Origin of the sequence: Moritella sp. (genome assembly GCF_013215705.1) — a bacterium.
GTDB lineage: Bacteria > Pseudomonadota > Gammaproteobacteria > Enterobacterales > Moritellaceae > Moritella.
In genome coordinates, this window is the sequence record NZ_JABSQR010000039.1 from 1 (window position 1) to 24916 (window position 24916).

At 42.0% G+C, this 24916-nt stretch carries 21 protein-coding genes; 9 read left to right on the forward strand and 12 right to left on the reverse strand.

Annotated elements, in window-relative coordinates:
- Window positions 1-135: 135 nt before the first annotated feature.
- Window positions 136-1338 carry a hypothetical protein gene (locus tag HRT96_RS20085; RefSeq protein WP_293160146.1) on the reverse strand — a complete coding sequence of 401 codons (1203 nt, stop codon included), beginning with the start codon at window positions 1336-1338 and terminating at the stop codon, window positions 136-138.
- Window positions 1339-1564: 226 nt separating this feature from the next.
- Here HRT96_RS20085 and HRT96_RS20090 point away from each other — a divergent pair, with 226 nt between their 5' ends.
- Together HRT96_RS20090 and HRT96_RS20095 are read left to right on the forward strand one after the other, a co-directional pair.
- Complete coding sequence (locus HRT96_RS20090) at window positions 1565-2443, forward strand: DMT family transporter (RefSeq protein WP_293160148.1); 879 nt, start codon at window positions 1565-1567, stop codon at window positions 2441-2443.
- Window positions 2444-2594: 151 nt separating this feature from the next.
- A complete protein-coding gene (locus HRT96_RS20095) occupies window positions 2595-3488 on the forward strand; it encodes a DMT family transporter (protein ID WP_293160150.1) in 894 nt (297 codons plus the stop codon).
- Window positions 3489-3589: 101 nt separating this feature from the next.
- Here the strand turns inward: HRT96_RS20095 and HRT96_RS20100 are convergent, their stop codons facing one another.
- Entirely contained in the window at window positions 3590-3907 is a 318-nt protein-coding gene (locus tag HRT96_RS20100; protein ID WP_293160222.1) for a glycine betaine ABC transporter substrate-binding protein, read from the reverse strand.
- Window positions 3908-4596: 689 nt separating this feature from the next.
- On the opposite strand from HRT96_RS20100, the gene HRT96_RS20105 reads away from it, so the two are divergent.
- Together HRT96_RS20105 and HRT96_RS20110 are read left to right on the forward strand one after the other, a co-directional pair.
- Complete coding sequence (locus HRT96_RS20105; protein WP_293160152.1) at window positions 4597-5076, forward strand: prepilin-type N-terminal cleavage/methylation domain-containing protein; 480 nt, start codon at window positions 4597-4599, stop codon at window positions 5074-5076.
- A gap of 52 nt (window positions 5077-5128) precedes the next feature.
- Window positions 5129-5695 (forward strand): hypothetical protein, encoded by a 567-nt coding sequence (locus tag HRT96_RS20110; RefSeq protein WP_293160154.1) that lies wholly within the window; start codon window positions 5129-5131, stop codon window positions 5693-5695.
- 221 nt (window positions 5696-5916) lie between these two features.
- Here HRT96_RS20110 and cobO read toward each other — a convergent pair whose 3' ends face one another.
- The 7 genes from cobO to cobW are packed head-to-tail and all read right to left on the reverse strand — an operon-like array spanning window position 5917 to window position 14622.
- Window positions 5917-6519 carry a cob(I)yrinic acid a,c-diamide adenosyltransferase gene (gene cobO, locus HRT96_RS20115; protein ID WP_293160156.1) on the reverse strand — a complete coding sequence of 201 codons (603 nt, stop codon included), beginning with the start codon at window positions 6517-6519 and terminating at the stop codon, window positions 5917-5919.
- A 44-nt stretch (window positions 6520-6563) separates the two neighbouring features.
- Complete coding sequence (locus tag HRT96_RS20120) at window positions 6564-7181, reverse strand: histidine phosphatase family protein (protein ID WP_293160158.1); 618 nt, start codon at window positions 7179-7181, stop codon at window positions 6564-6566.
- Window positions 7182-7739, reverse strand: coding sequence for a bifunctional adenosylcobinamide kinase/adenosylcobinamide-phosphate guanylyltransferase (gene cobU, locus HRT96_RS20125; protein WP_293160160.1), 558 nt, complete (start codon window positions 7737-7739; stop codon window positions 7182-7184). It lies immediately after the preceding gene.
- A complete protein-coding gene (locus tag HRT96_RS20130) occupies window positions 7736-8521 on the reverse strand; it encodes an adenosylcobinamide-GDP ribazoletransferase (protein WP_293160162.1) in 786 nt (261 codons plus the stop codon). Before HRT96_RS20130 ends, cobU begins: the two co-directional genes overlap by 4 nt.
- Window positions 8518-9546: a nicotinate-nucleotide--dimethylbenzimidazole phosphoribosyltransferase gene (cobT, locus tag HRT96_RS20135; protein ID WP_293160164.1), complete on the reverse strand. Its 1029-nt coding sequence runs from the start codon at window positions 9544-9546 to the stop codon at window positions 8518-8520. The genes HRT96_RS20130 and cobT overlap by 4 nt, the downstream gene beginning before the upstream one ends.
- Before the next feature lie 34 nt (window positions 9547-9580).
- The gene (cobN, locus tag HRT96_RS20140; RefSeq protein WP_293160166.1) at window positions 9581-13522 is read right to left on the reverse strand and encodes a cobaltochelatase subunit CobN; all 3942 of its coding nucleotides are present in this window, start codon (window positions 13520-13522) and stop codon (window positions 9581-9583) included.
- Window positions 13522-14622 carry a cobalamin biosynthesis protein CobW gene (gene cobW / locus HRT96_RS20145; protein ID WP_293160168.1) on the reverse strand — a complete coding sequence of 367 codons (1101 nt, stop codon included), beginning with the start codon at window positions 14620-14622 and terminating at the stop codon, window positions 13522-13524. The genes cobN and cobW overlap by 1 nt, the downstream gene beginning before the upstream one ends.
- 166 nt (window positions 14623-14788) lie before the next feature.
- On the opposite strand from cobW, the gene HRT96_RS20150 reads away from it, so the two are divergent.
- The 5 genes from HRT96_RS20150 to HRT96_RS20170 all read left to right on the forward strand — a co-directional run bounded on the left by HRT96_RS20150 (window position 14789) and on the right by HRT96_RS20170 (window position 22492).
- Window positions 14789-15883: a sirohydrochlorin chelatase gene (locus tag HRT96_RS20150; RefSeq protein ID WP_293160170.1), complete on the forward strand. Its 1095-nt coding sequence runs from the start codon at window positions 14789-14791 to the stop codon at window positions 15881-15883.
- A 421-nt stretch (window positions 15884-16304) separates the two neighbouring features.
- On the forward strand, window positions 16305-18707 hold the full coding sequence (locus tag HRT96_RS20155) for a TonB-dependent receptor (protein WP_293160172.1): 2403 nt from the start codon (window positions 16305-16307) through the stop codon (window positions 18705-18707).
- 81 nt (window positions 18708-18788) lie between these two features.
- Window positions 18789-19394: a heme acquisition protein HasA gene (locus HRT96_RS20160; protein ID WP_293160174.1), complete on the forward strand. Its 606-nt coding sequence runs from the start codon at window positions 18789-18791 to the stop codon at window positions 19392-19394.
- 52 nt (window positions 19395-19446) lie between these two features.
- Complete coding sequence (locus HRT96_RS20165; RefSeq protein ID WP_293160176.1) at window positions 19447-21192, forward strand: type I secretion system permease/ATPase; 1746 nt, start codon at window positions 19447-19449, stop codon at window positions 21190-21192.
- Window positions 21185-22492 (forward strand): HlyD family type I secretion periplasmic adaptor subunit, encoded by a 1308-nt coding sequence (locus tag HRT96_RS20170; RefSeq protein ID WP_293160178.1) that lies wholly within the window; start codon window positions 21185-21187, stop codon window positions 22490-22492. The genes HRT96_RS20165 and HRT96_RS20170 overlap by 8 nt, the downstream gene beginning before the upstream one ends.
- A gap of 100 nt (window positions 22493-22592) precedes the next feature.
- Here the strand turns inward: HRT96_RS20170 and cobM are convergent, their stop codons facing one another.
- Genes cobM through HRT96_RS20185 form a run of 3 tightly spaced genes read right to left on the reverse strand, consistent with a single transcriptional unit; the run spans window position 22593 to window position 24915 of the window.
- Complete coding sequence (cobM, locus tag HRT96_RS20175) at window positions 22593-23354, reverse strand: precorrin-4 C(11)-methyltransferase (protein WP_293160180.1); 762 nt, start codon at window positions 23352-23354, stop codon at window positions 22593-22595.
- A complete protein-coding gene (gene cobJ, locus HRT96_RS20180) occupies window positions 23351-24127 on the reverse strand; it encodes a precorrin-3B C(17)-methyltransferase (RefSeq protein ID WP_293160183.1) in 777 nt (258 codons plus the stop codon). Before cobJ ends, cobM begins: the two co-directional genes overlap by 4 nt.
- Window positions 24124-24915 (reverse strand): cobalamin biosynthesis protein, encoded by a 792-nt coding sequence (locus tag HRT96_RS20185; RefSeq protein ID WP_293160185.1) that lies wholly within the window; start codon window positions 24913-24915, stop codon window positions 24124-24126. Before HRT96_RS20185 ends, cobJ begins: the two co-directional genes overlap by 4 nt.
- Window position 24916: the final 1 nt, after the last annotated feature.

Here is a 24916-nt window from a genome sequence, read left to right on the forward strand (position 1 = left end):
GTTCTAATTTAGAACCTCATAGGTAATCTTCTTATCAGTTAAATAAGAATATTAGTGAATATGAAAAAACCAGCTTCGGCTGGTTTTTTGCGTTTTAGCGATCAACTAACAATATTTGAGTTGAAGCGACTCAATTTATTTATCTTTCAGCAACAATATCCGCGCTTCGAAGTAATCAGGGAAAGTACGATAAGTATTAATATAGTCATCCCAGTTTTTAAAATAACCACCGAGGTAATCTAGCTGATATTGGTTGTTTTCAAATGCACCACCCGTGTCTGCTAATACCGTTAATCGACTTTCGCCATTGTGCGTCAGCATAATTAACTTACCTAAACCTAAATGCGCTAGATCACCTGCAACCGTCACTAACGGATAAACCGGGATCTTATAATTAGCATCTTTACCGTAGCCCATTACAGAATTCGTTTTCTTGAAGTACCAGTAACGACCTTGTTCTTCTTTCTTTAGATTACGCTGATAACCGATGCCGTTATTACGATGCACATTAAAAAACTGGCTAGTGATCTCGCTACTATCGCCACTGATACTCTCATCATTAGTAATGTCGACTTTTACTGTGCCTTGCATTAATGAGTCTTCTAAATCGTAACGCGACAGCCATACCATAGGCTCGGCTAACTCATCTTTATCTAAAATACCCGTGATTACATCCTGCTTAGTGAGTTGATGGCGAGTCAAACTCAGTTCAGCATTAGCTTGCTCAAGTGTTAGATCTTTTTCATCATTCGGAATGGCATATAACGCATAAGGGGTTTCAGGGGTTTGCTTCGCAGTTCCTTTAGCGAGTTTAATATAATATTTGGTCAGTAAAATTTTATCGTCAGGCATGTTTTTTAACAGCGGTTTATTTTTGGCAAAGCCCTGCGCTTGCTTTTTATCTGGCATCCAGCGGATCACATCAAAATGTTGGGCAATAAACTCAGCGTCCATCAAACGGCTTGGCGCACCGGTTAATTTATCTTCTTGCTCTATTTGGCAAATAAAATTGAGAGTGCGTTTTACTCGTTCTAAATCACCACCAAATTGCGCCGTCATGCCAGCGGTAATAATACCGGGGTCGTAATCTTTACCTAAGGCAAGGTAATCCACAGTGCCTTTAGCAACACTGCAGAGCTCGGCGGTAGATGGTGTGACCATCTTGCCAATAGCAGGACTTTTTTCTAGTTGGTAAATACGCTTTGCAGATGATGTTACTGCCGCACCTGGGTTTAAGTTAAGCTTTATGTTTTGGTGACTAACAGTTGCAGTACTCGCATAAGTACTCCAGGCCACCAGCACATTAATGGTAAAGATAAATAAAGCACTAAGTTTCATTGTTTTATAAATCTCGCTGTCATTGGTCGCTATAAAATAATAGTCATGGTGATGAATAGGCTTAATTGTTTACAAGTGTGTATTTATCACCCCGATGTAAATCTAACCATCAAATTTCAAACACAAAACTGTAATGCAATTTAGACAAAATATAAACTCTAAGACGAGTAATTTACACTTTATTGACACCTGCAACCCCATACAAAATTAATTAAGGTAACCATCAATGCACTTTTTAATCATTACAAACTTGGTATGGGCTTTTTCATTTAGCCTTATCGGCGTTTATCTGGCGGGTCAGGTTGATGCTTGGTTCTCGGTACTATTCCGCATCGGCTTAGCCATGTTGGTATTTATCCCATTCTTAAAATTGGGCAACTTATCGCGTACCACAATGGCTAAAGTCATGGCGATTGGTGCTTGTCAGCTGGGTATTATGTACGGATTTTATTATCAATCCTTCTTGCTGTTATCTGTACCAGAAGTGTTGCTGTTTACCGTATTTACCCCGATTTACGTGACCTTAATTGATGATTTATTACATTCTCGCTTCAACCCTTGGTATTTAATTACTGCGATCATCGCGGTATTGGGTGCAGTGGTCATTAAATATGCCGGTATTAACGAAGGTTTCGTCGTTGGTTTCCTCGTTGTGCAAGGTGCGAATATGGCCATGGCGATTGGCCAAGTGGCTTATAAAAAACTATCTGAAAACGAATTAAAAGATGTGAAACACAGTGAAGTATTTGGTCTGTTCTATATTGGCGCATTCCTGGTTGCCGTTATCGCGTTCATGTTACTGGGCAGCACAGAAAAAATGCCGACGACTACTACGCAATGGGGGGTATTAACTTACCTTGGTATTATCGCGTCGGGTTTAGGTTACTTCATGTGGAATAAAGGCGCATGTTTGGTGAATGCAGGGACGTTAGCCGCGATGAATAACGTGCTAGTACCACTGGGTTTACTGGTTAATCTGGTAATTTGGAACCGTGATGCCGACTTAGTTAAACTGGCGTTAGGCGGCGGTATCATTTTGCTATCACTGATATTTAATGAAACTGTAGTTAAGCAGAAAGTGAAACAAAAAACATTAGTACAGTAAGCTAATCGCTAGAATAAAATCCTAGGTGATACCACTATCCACATTAAGTCACCTAGGTTACCTCTGCGGTCATATGATTCTAGAAATAAGTACTTCCCAATAACACTATATTCTCTGCTACAATCGCCTTTTTATACGCAAGCAGATCTCCATGTATTTTTTACTCCCGCTATTCACGGTTATCATTTGGTCAGGTAATTCCATTGTTAATGTTTTGTCGGCCAACGTTATCTCACCCGAAACCATCTCCTTCTATCGTTGGTTTATAGCCCTAATTACACTTACGCCTTTTTTAATCAAACCGGTATGGAAAAAACGCCAAGCGATTAAACCCTATTTAACTAAATTAGCATTCTTGGCATTATTGGGCATGGCGATTAACCAATCTCTCGCCTACTTTGCTGCGGCGACAACGACAGCAACACATATGACGCTAATTTTTGCCTTAGTGCCGTTATTAAGCTTAATGTTTAGTGTGCCATTACTCGGAATCTCATTGACTAAAAAAGCATTGCTCGGCGCGGCTATTTCGATGACGGGTTTGGTGTATATGTTAAGCCACGGTCAAATTAGTAACTTACTGTCTGAGGGTATTAATATCGGTGATACCTACATGCTTATTGCAGCCTGTAGTTACTCGCTGTACGGGGTATTACTCAAGCGCTGGCGTCTGCCGTTTAATAACTGGATTGCGCTTTACGTGCAGATGGTATTTGCGGTCATGATCTTACTGCCTATACTCGCGTATAGCGGCCAAGTGAGCCTGAGCAGTGAAGCATTACCACTGGTATTATATGCCGCGATCCCAACATCGATATTAGCCACTTGGTTATGGATGCAGAGTATTCATTATCTCGGTGCCGATAAAAGCGCAATGTTCATGAATTTATTACCGGTATTTACTGCGATCATGGCGACCTTCATTCTTAATGAACAGCTATCAAGTTATCAGTTTATCGGTGGTGCATTGGTATTGGCTGGGGTAATAATGACGCAGTTAAAATCGAAGAATTCGACAGGGAAAGTGGTTACAATTCCGTCTTAATGTAAACGACATAAATATGAGACTTAAAATTCTAGAGCGACATATTTATGGAACAAATAATATTCAAGTTCATGGATAATTAAGGGGGCTATCTTCGCCCCTTAACTAAGTACTAAATTATTGTTTTTTTGTTCAGTTAACCATGTTTTAGTTACTTCATCCAAAGACTTTCCTTCGCGGGAGACCTGATAGTCGAGCGCTGCAACAATCTCACGGATCGTGTATTGGTGGTGTAAAAACTGCGGTTTCCATAGCGGAACGACTACCCACTCTTTATTCACAACGGCTTGTTCGAATGCATTAAAGCAATCTTCTTCACTGCTTGTATAGAACTTATATCCAACATCGTTAAGGCTGTATTCATCCATCATCTTAATTGAAAATCGCGTTATCCCTGCTCCAGGATTAATACCTTGGATGTCTTTTTCATACGAGTAAGCACTGCAGGTTTAAGCAAATCATCTACCTCCGCAACCGCCTCTTCCGGCACATAGTCTGGTCCCCCTCCAAAGTGCATACGGTTTATAATGCAAACCTAATTCAAGCAATGGTTCCATCTCTTCGACATCTGATTTATACATTCCATTATTGGACGGAAGCCAAGCGGAGGATAGCATGTCAACCTTTCCAGACTTCAACTTAGCAAAGTTTTTGATGATAAAAAAGAGTGATTCATTTGAATGACTATCAAACATAATTTGATAGTCATTCGTAGCGATGGCTAGATATGTTAATGTTTGGATTATGGGATTTGGTAAAATTTTCGATGGCATTTTAAAATCGAGGATATAGCGGTAGTTAAGACGTCCGGGGACGGAGCAAAATAAGATGAAATGTGTCGAACCGCACGAGAATAGTCATCAATGGTCGCTGCTCGTTTACCTTGCAGCCTTAAATTGTTAAGGTATTGTTACTAAAGAAAATTAAATCGTTGCTGTTGTGAATGATTAATACTGAATACTCCAATAAGAGATCACTATAATAACGAACCCAATGTATGGGTTGAACAAAGGCGCTTAAAATGAGAAGTGCTAACAAGCAGCGGCAATCTTACCTCCGGCTACTAAAGGTATTTTGGTAAGCAGCCACTAATTTTTGGAGTAAATTTATGACTCAAGCCATACACACTAAAGGTTTCACTCTTGTAGAGTTGCTTATTGTGATTATTATTTTAGGGATCTTGGCATCCGTGGCGCTCACCAAGTTCGTTAATCTGACAGATTCAGCACGTAAAGCTTCATTTAAAGGCTTAACAGGGGCATTACATGCTGCAGCAGATATGACCTATCTTAAGCAACGTGTTAATGGTAAGCAACCTAATGACTCCATTGTGATAGACGACTCTACAATTACCATGATTAATGGCTACCCCTCTCCCAGAAGCATGCGAGACTTAATCCTTGCTTCGGGTGGTAGATGGGAACTGGAAGACCCTAATAATTCCAGTTCTTGGAGTGGTGCGGTTAATTATGCTGAATATATGTGGGTGAAATCTGACGGAACTTATAACAGAACGTGCCGTGCTTACTACTACATAGATGTGACGATGACCAAATATGTAGTTGAGATTGACGAGTCGGGTTGCTAAGTACTGTTCTTCTTTCTGGGGCTATATTGTAAATATTTAAAAGGATAGGTTAGTGAATCCATATAAAATCTACATCTTCTTATTTTGTATAATATTTTCCAATTCTTTATTGGCTCAAAGTTATGAATTCAAAAACTTCCTTATTACACCTGATGCTGTAGGACCAATAAAGAAAGGAATGACGGTAAAAGAAGTTATGGATTTTCTTCCTAAAAACCAGATTAAAAAAGTAATCGGTTATGGGGAGTTTGGAGAGCCTGAATATGATGACTTTGAAATTTATGATGGCTTAGGAAATCATTTGTTAACTATCACCCCATATGGTAAGGCTGATTTAACGAGAAAAATAAATAGAGTTCTAATCTTAGATGATAGATTTAGAACTGGTTCAAACATTGGTTTAGGCTCAAACTATAAAGATATAAAGAAGGCTTATCCAAATTTGAATGCCTCACCAGATATGGACGTTGTGGTCCTTGCGCTAGATGAATTAAATGCATGGATTAGCATTAATAAGAAGCTGTTACCAAGTGATTGGTGGGATAATGAAAATAAGCAAGTTCTCCTTAACAAAATCCCTTTAGATGCGATCACCAATATATTTGTAATCTGGTGGTAATGAAACGTGACGATAAAAATGTGCACTTTAGTGAGGCGTTAACCTCAATTTCGCTATACTTTCTGTAATACGAACCCTATCCTTTGAAGCTCTAAGCTATTATGTCTATAAACAAGATAGTACAGATCTATAAAATAGTCTCATTGTGGTCATTTTGAAAACACCCCCAAGTGATGCCTATTACTTGGGGTTACATTCACTAACCAATAATCTAATTCAAACTACCAATCAACGCCTTTTCTAATTTTAATCCCGGCTCTGAATGCATGTTTGGTATCTTGAATATCACTGACGGTGTCAGCCATTTCAATTAACTCAGCACTGGCTCGACGGCCAGTGACAACCACAGATTGCTCGCGTGGGCGGTTCTTTAATGCATCAAGGATTTCGTCTTTCGGCAAGTAATCATAACTTAGCATGTAAGTTAATTCATCCAGCAACACCACGTGAATATCCGGATCTTTTAAAAAAACTTTAGCCTGTTCCCATACGATTTTAGCCGCAGCAATATCCACCTCTCGGTCTTGGGTATTCCAAGTAAAGCCAGTGCCCATCACCGCAAAAGGGACTCCATGTTTTTCTAACAGGTTACGCTCACCGCAATCCCATTTACCTTTAATAAACTGCACCACTGCCGCTTTATAACCATGGCCGACGCAGCGCGTGACATTACCAAAACCCGCTGTTGATTTACCTTTACCATTCCCCGTGATCACCAACATAATACCGCGTTCTTCTTTGGCTTTTTCGACGCCTTTTTCCACCTTGATTTTACGGTTACGAGACTTACGTAAATGTTTTTCTACTTCGGTCATTTCTGTCATTATTTTACCCTACCCTATAATTCCATTTGTTTTGGCAATGTTTGTTATTTTGGATCCGCGACTTTATTGGTATAACACAATTGCGGAAAATGCTCGCCTTCATGGGCAAATACACTGATGTGGCTAATGCTGGCGTAATCAATTTTAATCCGCTGAAATTGTACGCCTTGCAGATAATCTATTTTTAAACACCAAGCGATTAACGTACGGATCACCCCTGAATGCACAAACAATGCAATACGCTTACCTTGATGCTGTTGTAATACACTCAGTAATGCAGTTTCAACACGTTGTGAAAAATCCGCTAATGACTCCCCATTCGGTGGGGTATTGTTAGCCGGATCGATAAAAAAATTGTGCATGTCTTGCGGAAAGTCATTGTGTAAATCCTGATAAGAACGGCCATCCCAATCACCAAAATCAAACTCAACAAAGTCAGGTTTAATATATAAAGGCAATTGTTGTTGCGCTGCTATGTATTCAGCGAATAACGCACAACGCTGTAAAGGTGATGCGATCATCACATCAATATCAGTAAGATTGGCGCTAATGTCGAGCATTTTCTGCCAACCTAATTCAGACAATTCCGGATTAGTACGGCCTAATAACGCATTACGGATCTGCGGTTCGCCATGACGCACTAAATACAATTCAGTCTGCATCTACCCCCCTTTCAATGCTAACGGTAATCCAGCCACCACTAACGTCGCTTTATCAGACACCTTCGCTATCGCCTGATTTAACCAACCTGCATGATCAACAAAACTGCGGGACAACTCGCCCATCGGCACAATACCACTACCGACTTCGTTACTGACAATCACACAGTCGCCCTCGAACGTCGTTAACGCAGTGATAAATGCCTGGCGTTGAGATCCAAATCCAGCAAAGTTATCAGAACAGATCCAATTGCTTAACCACAAGGTCATGCAGTCAATCAGTACCACGGCATTGGTGCCCGATAATGTTTGCAAACAACTCGCCAGTTGCAAAGGTTCTTCCACCAGCGACCAATTCTGATCACGACGTTGCTTATGTAAGTCAATGCGTTGCTGCATTTCATCGTCGTAGATGGTTGCAGTGGCGAGATAAATTAATTTTTTACCTGTATTTTTCTTACTCGGGCTGTACTGATCAGGGCTTTGGCTTAATTCACCCGCGAGGTTTTCAGCATAGACACTCTTGCCCGAACGAGCACCACCAATGACTAAATGGATCATCCTTGCAGTCCTATAATTAATACCATATAAATTAATAACTCACTGAGTTGCTGCGCTAAACCAAGTAAATCACCGGTGATTCCACCCACTTGTTTATGCACAAAACGACGAAAACAAAACACAAACACCACTAATGCAAATAGCATAGGCAAGATTAATTCAGGCAGCAGTAATAGTGGTAACAATCCTAATATTAAGCTGATATATAAATCACTACGTTGCTTAGGTTCAGCCACAGATTTAGATTTAGTATCGGCGGTTTCACGTACGTAAGGTGAGATAAACATCATCACAGTTGCTACCGTCCGACTTAACGGATGAGCAATAAGTAATGCCAGCATGACGCTGTTATAACTAGAGACACTGATGTTGCTATAACTCAATAACAACGCAAATTTAATCGTTAATACAAACCAGATGGCAATCGATCCATAACTGCCAACCCGCGAGTCTTTCATGATCGCGAGTTTCTGTTCGCGCGTCCAACCACCACCGAGTCCATCAGCCGAATCCATCAGACCGTCTTCGTGAAACGCTCCAGTAAGCAATACGCCAGTAAGCATGGCAAACAAGATGGCAATGTCGACACTAAAATAAAGTTGAGTAAAGTAATATACCGCACTGCAACAACCGCCAATTAGCCAGCCCACCACCGGAAAATAACGACAAGATTGATTTAACTTATTGGCACTAAAATCTAAATTAGCGGGCACTGGAATACGAGAAAAGAATCCCAATGCCAACCAAAACAGTGCTAACTCAACTTTGACTCGATTCATCATACCGCGTCAATACCTGCCGCTGCAAAGCTAGCCATATCATTATAAAAACTGGCTGCTGCTTGTAATAATGGATAAGCTAATGCCACACCAGTGCCTTCACCTAAGCGTAAATCTAACGTCAGTAACGCATCAACATCAAGGTGTTTAAGCATTAATTGATGACCTTGCTCTTGTGATTGATGACAGAACACCATGTATTGCTGACAATTAGGCTCTATCATCACCGCTAACATTGCTGCAGCAGTGGTAATAAAACCATCGACCATGATAATGCTTTGACGCTGCGCCGTTGCTAACATAGCACCGGTTATCTGCACGATCTCAAAACCACCAACGCTGGCCATAATGTCCATTGCCGAATCAAGTTTACCTTCATGCAATGCCATCGCCTGTTTAATTAACGTAATTTTCTTAGCGTAAGCGTCATCAGAAATGCCGGTACCACGACCAGCGCAGTCTGCAACCGGTAGCTTAGTAATGGCAGACATGATCGCCGCCGCAGACGAGGTATTCCCTATGCCCATCTCACCAAAACCTAATACATTACTGCCATTATCCAAATGTTTAATCGCCACATCAGCACCAAACTGTAAACCTTGCTCAACGCTGGCTAATGTCATCGCCGCTTGTTTAGTAAAGTTAGCCGTGCCATTACCGAGTGATTGCATGGTTAAGCGTTCATCCGTTACAGGTAACAAAATACCGGCATCGATCACGTCCATGGCGATTTGGTTACTGCGACAAAAACAATTGATTGCCGCGCCACCGTTGAGAAAATTCAGCACCATTTGCTGCGTTACCGCTGACGGCGCAATACTGATACCTTCTTCGGCAATGCCATGATCACCAGCGAACACTAATATCGTCGGCTGCTTAAGGCTGATCGACTCTTTGCCCGTGATAAGCGCTAATTGCAGAGCTAGCGATTCTAACGCACCCAATGCGCCCGGTGGTTTGGTTTTATTATTGATCTTGTTCTGAATAAATTCTTGGTCAGTGCGATCCAGCGTTTTAACATCAAACATACGGTACCTTTCATCCCTGTAAATAAAATCTGTTTTAATTCGAGCTTTCTTGTTTGGCATCGAGGTCTAACAATAACGATTGTAACTTGCCACTGTAGTCACCCGGTTCCTGCCATAATCCCCGTTGCGTTGCTTCTAATAATCGCTCGGTCATCTCCTCTAACGCATTAACATTATGTGCCAGCATAAAGGCTTGGTTTTCTTGATCAAAAATTAATGCATCCGCCACTTTTTCATATTGATAATCATCAATCAAATTGGTTGTCGCATCATAAGCAAACATATAATCAATACTGGCCGCCATTTCAAACGCGCCTTTGTAGCCATGTTCACGCATCGCTTCAATCCATTTCGGATTTAATACCCGAGAACGGATCACGCGGTTTAACTCTTCCTTTAAAGTTCTGATCTTTGGCATTGCCGGATTAGAGTGATCGTTGTGATATACCACCGGCATTTCATCTTTTAATACTCGAACCGCATTAGTCATGCCCCCCTGAAATTGATAATAATCATCAGAGTCGAGTAAATCATGTTCACGGTTATCCTGATTGTGCATCACCACATCAAGTTGCGATAAACGGTTTGCAAATGCGCCTCTGGCAACCACTCCATCAACATCCTCGGCAAGACTGCCGTAAGCATAGCCGCCCCAATTCAAATAGGCATCAGCCAGATCTGATTGTTGTTGCCAACAACGTTCATCAATCAGTCCCTGTAAACCGGCACCATAAGCCCCGGGTTTGCTACCAAATACCCGATAGGACGCTTGGCGTTTTGCTTCCGTTTCAGTTAGGCCTTGCGCAGATAATTCTTGTACTCGCTGCTTAATATTTTGTTGAATAGTATTTTGTGCACCGGGATCGTCATAATCCGCTAATGCCAATACCGCGGCATCAAACAGTTTCATCACATTGGGAAACGCATCGCGGAAGAAGCCAGAGACCCGCAACGTAACATCAACACGAGGACGACCTAATAATGCACAGGGAGTGATTTCAAAATCGATAACCCGTTGCGAACCCGGAGCCCAAATAGGTTTGATGCCCATTAACGCAAATGCCTGGGCGATGTCATCACCGCCAGTACGCATGGTTGCTGTACCCCAGACCGATAACCCAAGTTGTTTAGGATAATCGCCATGTTCTTGTAAATGACGTTCAATCACGGCTTGCGTTGACCGTTGACCAATTGCCCATGCGGCAGGTGACGGTATCGAACGGTTATCTACCGAGAAAAAATTACGTCCCGTCGGTAACGTATCTAATCGACCTCGGGTGGGGGCACCACTCGGTCCTGGCTCCACAAACAAGCCTGCTAAGCCATCTAACAAGGCTGAAATTTCATTCTCTACACTTTGTTCTAACGCGATTAATAAGGTATTTTTGACATAACTCAGCTGCTGCATCGTGCGTGGCAACGCTGTCATTAAGCTATTATATTTATCGGTCGCAATGCTCGGTTCAATTGTCGCTTCATTCACTAATACCAGCTCACTAACTAACTGCATGGCTAACAACTCTAGACGCTCACGGGTATCAAATTCACTGCGCCAACTGTCATCGGTGAGTTCTGCTAACAGCGATGGTTTCGCCCCTTGCCAAACATCACTACAGGCCGCCAACGGATCAAATATCTCACCCGCTTGTTGTAGATTAAGATCTAACGCCAGATTATGTAATATGCCTTGGCTGTGATGCGCTTTACCGCGTGGTAACCGTAACAACGCGACGATGGTATCGCTGAGTTTATCCGCTTGCGGTAATACCCCAAGAATATGTAAACCGTGACGTATTTGCGCTTCTTTGATGTCACATAAATAAGTATCGAGTTCAGCAAACATGTCATCGCTGCTATCACTATCACCATAACTATCACTATTACCACCGAGCTCTTCGGCGACATGCGAGTTCTTCACCGCATCTACAATTGCCTCACGCAACCAAAGTTCGCGTTGTTCATCCATGCCCATGGCTTGGTAATATTCATCCACCAGCCCTTCAAGTTCAGCCAGTTCGCCATAGACTTCCGCGCGGGTCATCGGCGGCATTAAATGGTCGATAATCACCGACTGAATACGCCGCTTAGCCTGTGCGCCTTCCCCCGGATCATTAACAATAAAAGGATAAAAGTTCGGCATCGGCCCCAATACCAGATCAGGCCAGCACTTCTCTGATAATGCATTGCCCTTGCCCGGTAACCATTCTAAATTACCGTGTTTACCCACATGAATAATGGCATCAACTTGATAGCTATGACGTAACCAAAAATAAAACGCCAAATAGCTGTGTGGCGGAATTAAATCGGGATCGTGATAATTTGCGGCTAAGTCAATATTAAAACCCCGCGCAGGCTGAATTCCCACAAAGGTTTGGCCTAAGCGAATACCAGATAACATTAAGCGACCGTCCCGATATTTAGGATCCTGTTCTGGCCCACCCCACTTATCCCAAATCGCTTGTTGGTTTTCAATCGGTAACTGTTGCAGATACTGCATATATTCATCAACCGCGATACTTTGCCAACAGCCTAAATGATGTAAAGTATCCGGGTTGTTAGTAATAGAGCCGAGTAACTCATTAATCAGCGCGGTGCCATTTTCAGGAATATTTTCGACCGGATAATTGGCCGCGGCTAACGCCGTTAAGATATTCACCGTTGACTCGGGGGTATCTAAACCAACGCCATTACCAATGCGCCCATCTTTGGTGGGATAATTAGCAATAATCAAAGCGATGCGTTTGTCTTGATTGGCTTTTATCGATAACTGGCAATATTTAAAGGCCAAGGTCACCACAAACTCTGCCCGTTCGCGGTGTAACTGATATTTAACGATGGAGGTCTGACAACGCTCACTAAAATCAGCGGCGGTTTTAAAGCTCACCGCCCGCGTCTGAATACGACCATCCATTTCTGGCAATACCACTTGCATGGCAATATCACGACTGCGTAAACCTTGTTTGTAATCCAGCCAATCTTGTTCGGTACTACTGGATAATACTAACTGAAATACAGGAATGTTAAGGCTAAACGGTGAGATGAATGAGCTAGGTTCAGCGCTTAAATCGGGACTGGCGGCGCGGTTACAAGAAAAACCCGTGGTATTGATGATCACTTTCGCTTGAGTCTGTAATAACAACTCATTCACTAGGCCAATAGACTCATCATCTTTCAATGATTGGATCGCAATAGGTAACGGCAACATGTCCTGCTGCTCAATACAATCGATTAAACCATCAAACATCGCGGTATTATCACTTTGTAAATGACTGCGATAAAACAGCAATAAACAAATAGGTCGATCTGATTCACTCACATCAGCGCGATCAGAGACTTGCTGCCAACGCTGCTGCCAGTCGTTCAAACTGACTTGCTGATACGATTTTTTATCATGCCTCAGCGCTGCCTGTATCGTTTTGGGCATATACAACATGCAATTGGGCAATACTTGTGGTGGCCGCCATGCATAATTGTGGTTGAGGTATTGGCTGGCAAGATAATGATACAGGTTGTTTATATTGGCTTCGCCACCCTCTCGCAAATAACGCCACACTGCAACCGCGTCATCACGAGCGACACTTGATGCCGAAAATAATGCCTCATCAGCTGTATCATCACCCGGCACTATGATTAATTGGCGAGGATTTCTGACTGAACCCGCCGCTAACCATGCCTGTAATTGCGCAAAACCATACTGCCAGTAATTTTCGCCGCCCAATAAAGACACCACCACCACTTTGGCGTGATCGAGTACTTTATCTTGATAGAGGTCGAATGCGGCAGGTTTTAATAACTGCATCCAGTTGGCTAACCGGATGGAGGGGAAATCAGGGTCTAATGCTTCAGCGGCACTGGCCAATGCCGCCAATGAACTATCGGCGGCTGACAAAATAACAATGTCCGCAGGTGATTGCTCAAGATCAATGATACCTTCGTCATCGGTGAAACCACCGGGTTGTGCCGCCAATAAATGCATTAAGCAGTTACAGCATCATCAGCGCCAATAACGGCTTGTTGCAACGCACTTTCCAGCACATTACGGTCAAGGTTTTTACCAATCACCACCAACTGAGTTTGACGTACTTCATCGCTATTCCACATACGATCAAAATGCACATCAAGGCGTTCACCCACAGCTTGCAATACTTGACGCATAGGTTTACCCGGTAAGGCCGCAAAACCTTTGGCACGGAAGATATTATGCTCAGTTAATAATTGCGTTAAGATCTGTTGTAAACGTGGACCATCCACTTCACCAAACTTCAGCACAAATGAATCGAAGTGGTCGTGTGCGTGGTCGTGATGTGCGCCATGGGCATGATGATGATCATGATGGTTATGCAGATGATCAATTTGCTCTTCCGCAGCCGCATCTAAGCCCATTATAACGTCTAGGGCAATGTCACCATTGTCGACATAAATGGTTTTAACGGCATCCGGAACTCGGTTCGCAACCACAATTTTAACCTGTTCACGCTCAGCGTCGGTCAGTAAATCGTTTTTACTGACCACCACTAAGTCTGCAGCACTTAATTGATCATCCAATAATTCTTGTAAACTTGGATCGTGATCTAAGCTTTCATCTGCCAAACGTTGTGCTTGTACTTTGTCGGTATCATTGGCAAAACGACCCGCAGCAACAGCCGGGCCATCAATCAGAGTGATAACCGCATCTACCGTACAATATTGCTTTATCTCTGGCCAATTGAATGCCTGAACCAAGGGCTTAGGTAATGCTAGGCCACTGGTTTCAATAAGAATGTGGTCGATATCATCACGACGTGCGACTAACTCTTTCATCACAGGTAAAAATTCTTCTTCTACCGTACAACAGATACAGCCATTGGCTAATTCATAAATACCGTTCACCCCCTGACGCTGCGGTGTCGATTCATCGTCACAATCGAGAGGGCAACTGCGTAATAAATCCGCATCAATATCCAATTCGCCAAATTCATTAACGATAACAGCGATACGTTTGCCCGCAGCTTGTTTTAAAATATTAGAAAGTAAGGTGGTTTTACCACTGCCAAGAAAACCGGTAACTACGGTAACGGGGATTTTGTTTAATTGCATGTATAGCTCCAAACTGCCATGTTGATGAGCGAAAAGTGCTGAAATTATAATTTGAGACTTGGGTTATTACAATGTTTGTTTATTGTTATAAGTTGGAGCCTTACACTATAAAGCATTATCAGTGTTTAACTATTTTGTCGTATACTGGCGCGCAGAGGTATTAATCATGACAACAATTGCAACATTGCCTGAAACTTCAGGTGTTCTTATTTGTGGGCACGGCAGCCGTGCGAAGCTCGCTGAAGAAGAGTTTTCTTTATTAGCAAAGGGACTAAAAGAACGTCATCCAGAATTGAAAGTTGAATATGGCTTTCTGGAATATTCTGCGCCGAATATGCATACCGCATTAGATCGTTTAGTGGCCCAAGGTGTCACAACGATCCATGCAGTTCCGGGTATGCTATTTGCGGCAACTCATGCTAAAAATGACATTCCATCGGTATTAACGACGTATCAAGCCAAGCACCCTAATTTGACTATCGAATACGGTAAAGAATTAGGTTTACATGATGAAATGATCATGGCGTTTCAACAGCGTATTCTCAATGCACTTGGTCACGACACGATCCCAGCTGCGGGTGAACTTTACGATACCATGCTGGTTGTGGTTGGTCGTGGTACATCGGTTGTTGATGCGAATGCCGATGCTGCGAAACTGACGCGTATCGCTTGTGAAAATCTGGGATTTGGCTGGTCAGAAACAGTTTATTCTGGTGTTACCTTCCCGTCTGTAGGCCGTGGTTTAGAAATGGCTCTGAAGCTCGGCTTCAAAAAGATCGTGGTGGCACCTTATTTCTTATTCGGTGGTAAGCTAATCGACCGTATCTACAATTACGTTGATAAAGTGGCCAATGAAAACCCTGACGTTACGTTTTTCAAAGCGGATTACCTGCGTGCACAAGACCATGTGATCAATACTTTTGAGCTACGTATCAATGAAACCATTGCCGAACCAGCGCCAAGTATTACCCTAATGGCCGACTTCCAGGCGCGCCTAGCACGTGGCGAAGTTGATGTTCACCACCATCATGCTGAATTTAAAGCTGAAGGTGAGCATAGTCATGAACACAGTAATAGTCATGACCATTCGCACGACCATGGTCACTCTCATAGTCACGGCCATCATCATGCACCTTACAAACATATTGCCCATCCACATGGTCCACGTACCATGGTGAATGACAATATTTGCGGATACTTCATGAGCCAATTACCAGAACAGGTGATTGCCGAAGAAAAAGCCGCAAGTGAAAAAAACTAATATCCGCGATGCCATTACATTGCTGAATGCCAAGTTTTTAAACATCATATAAAACGAGCTTAACAGCTCGTTTTATATATGAACGACCTCAATTCAAGTTAATAAATTAAATTAAAAACTAAATATTAACGCTCAGTTATACTATTAATCCTCGATTCCCCCCCACACTAAACTAACTAACATTCTATTTTCAAAATAAAACTACGCATTATTGAAAAATTACACTCATTGATAAAATAACCAAAATTGGGTAATTTTATGATTGACATTAATTTCATCTCATGGCTTAATCCACCCTACAAAAAGGTGAGAACGATTCGCATTAAGATTATCATTAGCGTTATTACTATAGGTCTCACCGGTGATATTGGCGCTGTCATCAATATCACTGAATATGGATATATAAGGATTAATAACGATAATGGATAAAAATAAATCAAAATTAATACTCTGCATCAGTGCTGCTTTATGCACTAGCAGTGTATTTTCACAAGCGTTAGCAAGTACTGCAGTATCAACCGCTGACGAGTCTGCGGGCATTGGACATACTCTTGTAACCGATACGCTAGATATCGACCATGTACAGGGTACAAAAATAATAACGATTGACAAAGCTGAACTGGATGCGACCTCACACCGTCATGCGGCGGAAATGCTACAAGATGCAACAAGTGTTTATACCCCGATGAGCTATGCTAACCCTATGCTAAGCGTCAATATGCGAGGAGTACAAGATTTCGGCCGCGTAAATACCAATATTGACGGCATGCGCCAGAATTTTCAGCGAAGTGGTTATCAAGATCAAAATGGCTCTTTAATGGTTGATCCTGAACTACTTCAGTCAATTAAGATTAATAAAGGACTGTCATCTGGTGCGGGAGGTTTGGGCACTATCGGTGGGCAAGTTAGCTTTAGAACCGTTGATTTTGACGATGTGATCAAAGACGGTGATGATGGCGGTATTATTATCCGTGGTGAAACGGGTGTTGGTAAATGGTCAAACGGCAATAAAGTAAAATCAAGCTTAACCGCAGGTTATAATATCACGGATAATGTTGCTGTTATGGGGGCTATTACCAAAACCAAAACCGATGATTACCGGATGGGAAAAAAAGGCAAAAGCATTATCGGTCCAGGGCGGGCTGACCGTTCATCAGGCCGTCGTACTCCAACGAAATTTGCGGTACCAGAACATCTCCTTGATACCTACAAAACAGGCTACTCGATAGAATCGGTATTAGGTAAAATACGCTGGAATATTACTGAACAGCAAAGCCTTAAGTTCAGTTATATAAAAACAAAATCTGAATTTAACGCCGTAGATTACGCGGCTTATTCAGGCACTTACCAGCAGTACTGGCTTTTTAAAACAAACAATAAAATAGCGAATGAAAATATTAGCCTTGATTATAGTTTTAAATCAGATAGTCCATGGTTGAATCTTAATGCTAAGGTGTATCGAGCAAATACTCAATTGGATGAATACTTCCCCAAATCACCGGACATTTCACAAGGCGCCCAAGGATACTGTCAAATGTTTCCTACTAAATTTTATTTCTCGACCGGTAAGCGCTGCTCTGCACAAACATCAACTTATGAAACAGACACTTATGGTCTAGTTGTCAATAACCAATCCTTTATTGATTTTGGTGATACGCTCTTTAGTGCTAATTATGGCTTTGAAGCTGCGCTTGATACAACTAAACCACGGGAGATCAACGGGCCCGACGGTGCTGCATCAGGTATCGCGTCCACACCAGACGGTCGCCGTGCATTAACAAGTATATACTTAGATAGTCGCCTTGATTATCAAGAATGGTTATCTTTATTTGCCGGTGTTCGCTACGATAGATACAATTTACAGGGTGATGCTCGTGTAAACACTAAACTAGGAGACATTAACCCGGCGGGAATAGATGAAACTTTCACGGTTGACAACACTGACACAGGTATTTCTCCTACGTTTGGTCTATCGTTACGTCCTTTTGATTTTATGGAAATAACATCTAATTATGGCAAAGGCTGGCGACCACCAAGTTTAACAGAGACCTTAATAGCGGGAGGAACACCTAACGTAGGCGCATTTGTATCCGCTCTTATTCCAAGCCCTGAACTTAAAGCTGAAACCTCAACGAACCTTGATCTAGGTTTAAAATTTAACTTTAACCAAGTGTTAACCCAGGATGACTCTTTAACACTTGCACTGTCTCATTACCGTACCAAAATTGATGATTATATGATTATGCATTTAGGTGTGATAACTAATGATAACAAAGGAACCACGACACAAGCATTTGTGAATAGAACCGAACCAGTGAAAATAAAAGGATCTGAATTAGCCATTAATTATGATGCAGGCTTTATTTATGGGGGTGTATCAGGCTCTGTCGTTGATGTTGATGAAGGATCGCAGTGTTATAATCCGCATGTACTACCAGATGCAGTAGGGACGATTCCACAGAGTCCATGCGGTCGTACATTCTATTCTCCTTTTCCTAGTCAAGATAAGTTAACCGCTTATTTAGGTACTCGTTTATTACACAGAACTCTGGACGCCAGAGTCACCATGCGTAGGCTTTCCGATAGAAAGGGTCTTTTAGATATAAAACCTTTAAAAGAAGAACGACTCCTCGATGAAAGTTCAGGCATAGGTTACACCCGATGGGATTTAACCCTAAAGTATACGCCTGTTGAATCACTCGCCATTAGCTTATATGGCCGTAACCTCACCGATCAACAATACAGCAGCGCTCTTGGTGCATATCGAGGTGTGATCCAAGCCCCAGGGCGCAGTGTTGCAGTAGGCGTTCAATATCAGTTTTAATTAAAACGACACTAAAATTTTTAGAACGACGAAAACCATCCTGAATGTCTCAGGGTGGAAAATACAAGGAAGGAATAACACATGTCACTTAACTTAACTTTTACTGACACTTTTGTTAACACCGATTTCAATAATGATGGTATTAACAATAATACTTTGAATGATTATTTTGGTTCACTTTCAGGAACCATGTCTTTTAGCCCGTTTGCATTATTTGGTTCATTTAATGGCGGTACTTTTTCGGGTTCTCAATTTGGATTAGAAACCAACAAATCAGGTTCAGATAATGCCTTTGTCGCTTCTGCTGCGGATGGTGACAGCATAACCTATAGCTTTTTCTCTAACCCTAGCCATACCCTATATGGAGAGTTAGACAGTCTGGATCTTGGCGTTGGATTAGACAAATCTGGCCCAGAATGGAGCACAGACAGCTCTATGCTGGGTATTAATGGCTTATCTGAATTTATCAATGATGGAAGAGACGATGCCGGAAATGTTATTGCGCGAACTACCGGTAACAACGACGTGCATAATATCGTTTGGGGGTTAATGCATGGTGATACATCGGCACTAGCAACGGTAATGAGTGATGCAGGCGTTGATCTTAATGGCGCAATTACAACTGCAGGTACTGTGAGTTATGCCGCTGCTGCAGAAGCAGCTGATATGATGGAACTTGCCGCTTAATTTATAATGACAAAGCCAGCTAGTTTAGCTGGCTTTTATTATCTGAGATATTATGAATCAACACGGTTTTTTAAAAATATATCTGACACGCTCAAAGCGAATATTAGCGCATATCGCCTGCTTTACTGCAGTGACAAATATTCTTATGCTAGTACCGTCTATTTATATGCTGCAAATCTATGACCGAGTGCTATCTTCGGGTAATACCTTTACTTTATGGATGCTCACGATATTAATGATTTCACTGATATTCTTGATCGGTGGATTGGAATATATCAGACAAATTGTATTACTTTATTTGGGTAGCGGATTAGATAAAGAAACAGCACCACGAGTTTACAGTGCGGTTTTTCAACAAAAATTGACTGGCAGTAGCCAGGCTCAAGTTAATGCACTGGATGATTTAAGTACGTTACGCCAGTTTATTACCGGACAGGCCCCAGCGGCATTTTTTGATCTACCTTGGTTTCCAATCTACCTCATTGTACTATATTCCTTCCATCCTTTACTCGGACATTTTGCATTATGCAGTGCAGCAATATTGGTACTATTTGCCTATCTAAATGAAAAACTTGCCGCAAATTATATGGAAAAGGCAATGTTGGTTGGAATGGCTGCAAATTACCAATTTCAAACTCAACTACAACATGTTGAAAGTGCACATGCGTTAGGCATCAGAAAAAACCTACAAGCTCGCTGGCTTGGTTTTCAAGAAAGTTTTATCGAATCATTTGTCGGCGGTTCTAAGCGCACCACCGCATTCACACATATGTCTAAAAGCCTACGTATGATAGTGCAGTCGGGCGTACTCGGTCTAGGCGCCTGGCTGGTTATTGAAGGACAGATTACTGCCGGGATGATGATTGCAGCATCAATCCTACTCGGTCGAGTATTAGCACCTGTAGATCAATTAATTATGGCATGGAAACAGTGGATATCGGCTCGTCATGCTTATGCTAGGCTAAACGACCTACTCTCAGGTACCGAGCTTAAAAAAACTAAAATAGCCTTACCAGCACCAACTGGAGCACTGACAGTATCTGGATTAGTTTCAGCACCACCGGGCGTTAATGTCGCGACACTGCGCGGGATTAGTTTTGCATTACAGCCAGGCGATATTTTAGCTGTCAGCGGTGATTCGGGTTCAGGAAAGTCAACGCTTGCCAGAGTGCTATTGAATATCTGGCCAGCCGCACAGGGGAAGATCTATCTCGACAAATCAGAAATTAAACACTGGGATCAACAAGAACTAAGTCAATATCTTGGTTATGTGTCACAGGATTCTGAACTGTTCTCCGGATCAATCCGAGCAAATATTTCCCGGATGGCCGATGATAACGATGAGGCAGTAATTAAGGCTGCCCAAGAGGCTAGAGCTCACGAACTGATTATGTCTCTGCCTCAGGGTTACGAAACAATATTAGGTGAAAATGGCCGCGGTCTATCCGGAGGTCAAAAACAAAAAATAGCGCTCGCAAGAGCATGTTATTTACAACCTAAAATCATCATATTAGATGAACCAGATACCAGTTTAGATAAGCAGGCGCTTGCAGAATTAAAGCAGATACTACAGTCATGGTCTAAACAACAGGTTACGATCATATTGATAAGCCATGATACAGACCTAATATCAATTGCCAATAAATCTCTAGCCCTGAAACAGGGAATGCAGACCTTCTTTGGTGATAACCCTTCATTCAAGAAAACAACAAGGTCATTATCAACCAGTTATCCTTCAGCATCGAATATAAGTATTAGCTTTAAACATACGCTACCTAAGGAACAAGCTAATGGATAGTTCAAATGCAGTAACTGATGTGATAACAAAATGGCTAATATCTGGCTGGTATATTGTATTGTTTGGATTTTTAGGTTTTATTATCTGGGCAACACTTGCACCTTTAGATCAAGGTGTACCTCTGCCTGCATTTGTGGTCGTATCTGGTGACAGACAAGAGATTCAATCTCTGAATGTTGGTCGTGTAACAGCACTGCCGGTTCAGGAAGGCCAGTTCGTACAGCAGGGGCAACTATTAATTCAGTTGGACGATGCACCATTACGCTCAAAGCTAAATGCGAATCTGGTTCAGTATATAACCAAAAATGCAGTACGGTTAAGACTGCAATCAGAAAAACAAATGACAAGTGATATTGTGTGGTCAAAAGAGTTACAACAACTGGCAAGTGAGTCTCAAGTTAGCCAAGAGATTATGACTCTGCAACAAACGCTGTTATTAAGTAATCAAGCCAATTACAAGAATTCTATCGATGCCCTTCAGCAAGAAGTTAATAGTTTAACAGCCACTAAAGAAGGATTATTTTTAAGCCTTGAAAGTCGTAAAAAAGAAAGCGCGGTTCTGAATAAACAGTTTGAAAGTTATCAGTTATTACTTAAAAAAGGCTATGCCTCTGAATCAATAAAATGGGAAGCCGAGCGCACTTTAGCAAAAGTAGAGAGTGAAACCGCCAATTTACAAGGCCAAGTAAATACGGTTATTCATAATATTGCCCGAGCACAAGCAAACCGTGAACAATTTAAAACCCATAAGCAACTGAAAATAAATGAAGAACTTGCGGACGTTAGCTTGGCAGCTGAAGTTATCAAGGAACAGCGAAATCAACTACAGTTACAATTGAAAAACACCACATTACGAGCCCCGATTGCAGGTACTATCGTCGGTTTAAAAGTGTTTCGGGCAGGTAAAGTTGTGAATGCCGGGGATATATTGATGGAAATTGTACCAGTCGACTCACCACTCGTCATACAAGCACAACTGCCTATTTCACTGCGGGATAAAGTTTTTATTAATGCACCTGTGGATTTGAGTTTTGTGGCATTTAGTCAGTCAACCACCCCCAAAGTATCTGGAATATTAACTAAAATAGCGGCAGACAGTTTACGTGACCAGTATACGGGCGAGTATTTTTATCAATTAGAAGCGAAACTCAACGATGATGCAAAACAGCAATTAACTGGTCTCAAAATAGAGCCCGGCATGCCGGTACAGATTTTTGTGAAAACAGGTGAACGTAGTCTCATGAATTATCTCTTAAAACCCTTGTATGATCGGTTAAATATAACGTTTTCTGAGGGGTGAATATTAATAATTTTAGATAAATCCACTGTACTTAAATCCACTGTACTTAAACCAATTAAGACTCACTTAACTGGTCTAAGTACAGTAAAAAATAGCGCTATTATTTCACTGGCGGACGGTAAATATGTGGCTGGTCTTTATCGTATAAATACGAATCATCAAACTTCTCAGTGCCGAGTACATGACCCACTAAAATAAGTGACGTCAGGGTAAACTTCTTCGCTCTGACCTTTTCGACAATGTCTTTTAACGTACCAGTGACTTTGTCTTGATCTGGCCATGAAGTACGGTAGCAAACGGCCACAGGGCAATCTTCACCATAGAACGGGAGCAGTTCATCAACAATTTTTGCTATCTTAGTCACGCCTAAATGGATCGCGAGAGTCGCGCCACTGGCTGCTAATGCAGGTAAACGCTCACGCTCAGGGAATGGGGTTTTGCCTTCATAACGGGTAAAAATAATAGTTTGTGATACCCCAGATAAAGTTAACTCTTTACGTAACCACGCTGCCGATGCAGCTGTTGCAGTCACCCCGGGGATCACTAGATAATCGATATCCAATTGCTCTAAGCGGCGGATCTGTTCGCCAATCGCGCCGTATAAAGAAGGATCACCAGAATGCACGCGAGCAACGTCTTTACCTGCGGCATCCGCCACCCGGATATGTTCAATGATCTCATCCAAGGCGATAGGCGCGGTATCAATGATCTGCTCAGCAGTCTCTTCCACATCCGCAAATAATGCCCGGGGCACCAATGAACCTGCATATAAAATAACTGGGCAGTTATTAATTAGTTTCTGCCCTTTGACCGTGATCAACTCGGGATCACCCGGTCCTGCACCGATGAAATAAACTGTCATAATTTTTTATTATATCCTCGCGGTGTATAAATCCATTCTTTTTGGCCGTTGATGATATGACGAGACTGACTATTACCCACCGTCACCATAGTGAACATATCAACATCATCAGAATGTAGTTTATCTAATGTGGTCAGGGTAATACTTTCATCTTCACGAGTAAGTTGACGTCCTAATAATACTGGCGTATTGGCAGGGCGATATTGCAGTAAAATATCTCGCGCGGTATTAATCTGCCAATCACGTTTTTTCGATCTTGGGTTATAAAACGACACCACAAAATCCCCAGTACCACAGCTATGGATACGTTTCTCGATGGTTTCCCAAGGGGTTAATAAATCCGATAACGAGATAGTACAAAAATCATGACCTAACATAGCGCCAACACGACTGGCACCGGCTTGCATTGCCGAAATACCGGGTACCACTTCAATATCCACATCTAACCACTCAGGGTGATCTTCTAACCCTTGCAACTGGCGATCTAATAATTCAAATACCAAGGTAGCCATCGCATAAATACCGATATCACCACTTGATACTAACGCCGTATCTTTACCACTGGCGGTTAAACTCAATGCTAAACGAGCACGATCAATTTCTTGTCCGAGTGGCAAATCATGATGGATTTTACCATCACAAATCTCACCTAATAAATCCAGATACAAGCCATAAGCCACTAAATCGGTACTGGCTTTAATGGCAGCTATCGCCTTTGGTGCAACCAGGTCTTTATCACCTGGTCCGGTACCAATTAAAAATAATTTACTCATTTCATCACCTTTGTTACTGCGCTATTTTTGCTTGGATATGCTCTGGCTATTGCGCAGGTAGCTACCGCTGATTTTTGCTTGGTTAAAATTAATTCACCTTGTTGTTGGGTGATCTGCTGTACATCAAACAAGGCCGCCGATTCAGCGACCCCATATACTCCAACAACACTGTATACATAATCTGATTTAGTACTTAATAAGTCTTCCATTTCTCGTAACTGGTATTTATCCCAAGTAACAAAAGGTTTATCAATCTGTTTTGCTAATGCAATTAAACCGAGTTCATCAGCTTTAATATCAATGCTGTTAATATGACTGATTTGCGCTAAGGTTAAATTTGCTTGCGCTAAACAAGTCATTAATAATTCATGTAACTTATCTACTGGACAATGTCGCTCACAGCCCATACCAACACTGTACACCGGAGCCAAATAAGGATTAGCGGTGGTCATCACTAATTGCGCCTCAATCAAACTGGCAATATTATCAGCCCAGTCATTAGCGCCACCTTCATGACCGGATAATAACGGGATCACAAACTGCCCTGCTTCATCTAATACCAATACCGCGGGATCAGTATTTTTATGCCTTAATACGGGCGCTAATGTCCGCACCGCAATACCCGTCGCACAGATCAAAATCAGCCGTTCTCCGGCTTGAAATGCCTGCTGCACCTGTGCCGTGAACGGTTTTGGTTTAAACCAGATATCGCTTTGCTCAGGCAGTAGTTGCTGGATTTGTTTCGCTAGCTTTTCGCCCGCTTCCGTTAACGCCACAATACGGATCATG